The organism is Streptomyces sp. SID14436 (assembly GCF_010548465.1).
Lineage (GTDB): Bacteria > Actinomycetota > Actinomycetes > Streptomycetales > Streptomycetaceae > Streptomyces.
Genome location: NZ_JAAGMD010000640.1, coordinates 1 through 3,710, shown reverse-complemented (window position 1 = coordinate 3,710; position 3,710 = coordinate 1). Strand labels below are relative to the sequence as shown.

The following is a 3,710-nucleotide window of genomic DNA, read 5'->3' as shown; positions in this document are numbered from 1 at the left end:
GCGGCGAACGACGCGGCGGCCGAGCGGCAGGGCGCGGGGCCGGCCATCGCCGACCTGTTCGACGCGGTGGCCGCCGCGCGCACGCCGGTGACGACGCTGGTGATCGGCGAGGGCGGCTCGGGCGGTGCCCTCGCCCTGGCCGCGCCCGGCCGCACCTGGGCGACACCGGACAGCTACTTCTCGGTGATCGCACCGGAGATGGCCGCGGCCATCCTCAAACGCCCCTGCTCCGAGGTGGAGCTGACGGCCGATCAGCTGCGCGTGCGCCCGCAGGACCTGGTGGAGCTGGGCGTGGTGCGCGGGGTCGTCGGCGCGGAGGGCGACCGAACAAGCGATCACCCGTTCCCCGGAACTGGTGATCGTCGCCCATGAGGGTGCATGGGGCACGCATCGTTGACACACTCACGATGTGCGACCGACGGGCTGCAGACCGTGGTCGGCACAGGTCCCACTCAAGGCATCACCGCAAGGAGACAGCACGCTCATGAACGACCTTCTCACCAACGTCATCGCCGGCCTCGTCCACCTGGTCGGCCTGCTGGTCTGACGTCCGGAAGGAACCGGTCCGCGGCGCCGTCCCCCCGTCCCAGGGAGGCGGCGCCGCCCGCGTTCCGCCCCCGTTCGGCGGCCCCCCGCCCGGCCCTCCCCGACAGGCGGGCATCCGCGCGGCGGCGCACGATGAGGTCAGTGGTCCGTCGGCCGGCGGACCACGAGGTCCGCACTCGGGAGGATCTGCCGTGACCGCCAGTCTGGAGCAGTTGCGCCGCTGCCACTTCGCCGTCGACCTCGGTGCGGCCCGCACCCGGGTCTACGTCAAGGGCGCCGGGCTCGTCGTCGACCAGCCGTCCGCCGCCGCCGTGAACACCAGGACCGGCGCGCTCATCGCGGTCGGCGAGTTCGCGGAGAAGATGACGGGCCGTACGCCCGACTACATCCGCGTCGTGCGGCCCGTGTCCGGCGGCACGGTCGTGGACATCGAGATGGCCCAGCGGATGCTGCGGCACCTGCTCGGCGACAAGATCCGCCGCACCCTGCGGCGCAAGCCCCGGCTGCGCGCGGCGGCCTGCACCCCGCACGACTCCGACCCGCTCGCGCAGCGCGCCGCGATCGAGACCCTCGTCGGCCTCGGCGCCCGCCGGGTGGAGCTGGTCGACACCCTCATCGCCGCAGCCGTCGGCTGCGGTCTGCCGGTGGAGCGGCCCGAAGCGACCATGATCATGGTGTGCGGGGCGGCCGCCACCCAGGTCGCGGTGCTCTCCCTCGGCTCCATCGTGACCGCCGAACGCGTCCCGGTCGGCGGCGAGGCGGTGGACCACGCGATCGTGCAGCACCTGCGCCACCAGCACGAACTGATGCTGCCCAGCCAGTCCGTGCGGCCGCTGCAGCTCGCCCTGTCGGGCAACGGCCTCACCCCCGAGGGCCCGGACTCCACCGAGATCCACGGCCGGGACGTCGCCACCGGACTGGCCCGCTCGGTCAAGATCGACACCGCTGCGGTGCGGCACGCCATCCAGACGCCGCTCACCGCCGTCCTCGACGGCATCGGCAAGGTCCTGCGCAACTGCCCGCCGGACCTGGTGGCCGACCTCGCCGACCGCGGCATCATGATGGTCGGCGGCAGCGCCCTGCTGCCCGGCTTCGACCACATGCTGCGCGAGGCGACCGGCATGCCGGTGCACATCGCCGAACGGCCGGACGTGTGCGCCGTGCAGGGCCTCGGCTCCATGCTGGAGGGAAAGATCGCCCCGCTGGTCCTGGACCCGCTGGCGACCTGACACCCTCCCGGTCCCGGCGGCGGGCGGACTCCGCGAGCCGCCCCCACGAGGGCCCGTCCGCCCCGGTGCTCAGCGGGCGAACCAGCACCGCACCGTGGTGCCGTCCTCCCTCGCGTGCAGGCGCACCAGGTCGGCGATCAGATTCACCATCAGCAGCCCGCGCCCGCCCCGCTGGTCCCGGCTCGCGGGCCGGCGGCCGGCGAGCGGATCGGTGAACCGTCCCCCGTCGCGCACCTCGCACACCACCCGGCCGTCCTCCGGCCACACCCGCAGCACGCCCGAACCGCCGCCGTGCACCACGCTGTTGGTGGTCAGTTCGGCGGTGGCGAGCGCCAGGTCCTCCAGCCGCATGCCGGTCAGCCCGAGCCGCCTGCCCTCGTCGGCGGCCACGTGCCGGGCCCGGGTCAGGGTCTCGGCGACGAACGGGAAGGCGGGCGCGTCCGCCACCGGCGGCAGCGGCTCGTTGTAGCGGGCGACGACCTCGTCGGGCGCGTACGCCGTACTGGTCCGGGCGGTGCGGGCGCCGGCCGGGATGACGGACGGGTGCGTGGCGTGGGCGTCGGCCACCATCCGCCCGGGCAGCGTCCGGACGCCGTACGGGCACAGGACGGTCACCGCGCGGCCCCGGAAGGCGGCGTTGATGAGCGCCTCGTGCTGGGCGCAGGCCGGGTACTCGGCCGCCGACCGCCCGGCCCAGACCGGCTCGCCGACGATCCGCACCCGCCGCGCGTCCGGCCGGGCGTCGGCGAAGGCGCGCAGCACGCCGGGGATGATCCGGCCGGGGTTGCGCCCCGCCTCCCGCATGTCCAGCAGGCGCACCGCCGCCGCGTCGTCGCCGAGCGCGTCCCGGATCAGCGCCAGGTTCTCCCCGGGGACGGCGACCGCGACCGGCTCACCGGCGGCCAGTCCCTCGCGCACCGCCCGGTCCAGCACGCCTTCCCACACGGCCCGGGTGGCCAGCCCGACCTCCCCGGCCGCGCGCACACCGCGGCGGCCGTCCAGCGGGAACACCGTCAGGCCGGGCGCCGCGGAGCCGGGCCCGTACGGCGTCCGGTGGTGAGTGCCCAACGTCCGTCTCCCCACACTCCTGGACCACAGTGCGTCTGCCCCGCGGACTCCCCGCCATTCCCCCGCCCGGTGTGTAGCGGGCCGCAGGGTGGGCAGGCGCACCCCAGTGCGGCCGGGACCGTGCGCAGCCTACCGCCCGGTTCCGCCGGCGGAAGGACGAAGGGCCGACGACCACCACGAGTACCGACAAGGCGGTGACATGACCTCCGCGGCCACCCCGCCCCCTCTCTCGGGCAGGCTCAACACCCTCGTCATCGGTGGGCGCACCGACGCCGAGGGCACCCTGCTCACCCCGCGCGGCGAGCTCGTCGAGGGCTGCGCCGAGATCCTCGCCGAGACACTGGACGCCCTGCCCGCCGGCACCGTCCGGATCGACCTGGACATGAGCGGCGTGCACTTCATGGACACGGCCGGGCTGCGTTTCCTGGACGTGCTGCGCGCGCACGCCCACCGGCGGTCCGTGCCGGTCACCGCCACCCGCTGGAACGGTCAGCCGCGCCGCATCCTGGAACTGGCCGGCCTGGACACCACCGACCCGCTGCGCACCCCGGTCCCGGACCCCGACCCCGCCCCGACCACCTCGGCGGTCGCCCTGGAGCGCGCCGAGCAGCTGCACGTGCTCCGCGCGGAGGTCGAACAGCTGCGCCAGGCGATCGCCTCCCGTCCGGTCATCGACCAGGCGCGCGGCATCCTCATGGCCACCCACGGCTGCACGTCCGACGAGGCGTGGCACATCCTGCGCGAGGCGTCCCAGCTGTCGAACACCAAGCTGCACGCCATCGCCGCGGCGCTCACCGCCGGTGCCGGGTCCGAGGGCGAGCCCCCGCCGCCGGCCGTGCGGACCGCGCTGGCCCGGGCGGTGGCCCG

4 protein-coding genes and 1 pseudogene are annotated in these 3,710 nt (G+C 75.4%); 4 read left to right on the top strand and 1 reads right to left on the bottom strand.

Annotated elements, in window-relative coordinates:
- The 3 genes and pseudogenes from G3I53_RS22820 to G3I53_RS22810 all read left to right on the top strand — a co-directional run.
- Positions 1–372 (top strand): annotated as a pseudogene (locus tag G3I53_RS22820) (acetyl-CoA carboxylase); the annotation flags it as partial.
- 37 nt (positions 373–409) lie between these two features.
- A complete protein-coding gene (locus G3I53_RS22815; RefSeq protein ID WP_164338742.1) occupies positions 410–547 on the top strand; it encodes a hypothetical protein in 138 nt (45 codons plus the stop codon).
- A gap of 190 nt (positions 548–737) precedes the next feature.
- Positions 738–1,775 carry a rod shape-determining protein gene (locus G3I53_RS22810; RefSeq protein WP_164338741.1) on the top strand — a complete coding sequence of 346 codons (1,038 nt, stop codon included), beginning with the start codon at positions 738–740 and terminating at the stop codon, positions 1,773–1,775.
- Between the two features lie 69 nt (positions 1,776–1,844).
- Here G3I53_RS22810 and G3I53_RS22805 read toward each other — a convergent pair whose 3' ends face one another.
- The gene (locus G3I53_RS22805; protein ID WP_239064052.1) at positions 1,845–2,735 is read right to left on the bottom strand and encodes an anti-sigma factor RsbA family regulatory protein; all 891 of its coding nucleotides are present in this window, start codon (positions 2,733–2,735) and stop codon (positions 1,845–1,847) included.
- 307 nt (positions 2,736–3,042) lie between these two features.
- Here G3I53_RS22805 and G3I53_RS22800 point away from each other — a divergent pair.
- A partial coding sequence (locus G3I53_RS22800) for an ANTAR domain-containing protein (protein WP_164438719.1) occupies positions 3,043–3,710 on the top strand: 668 nt, incomplete at its 3' end.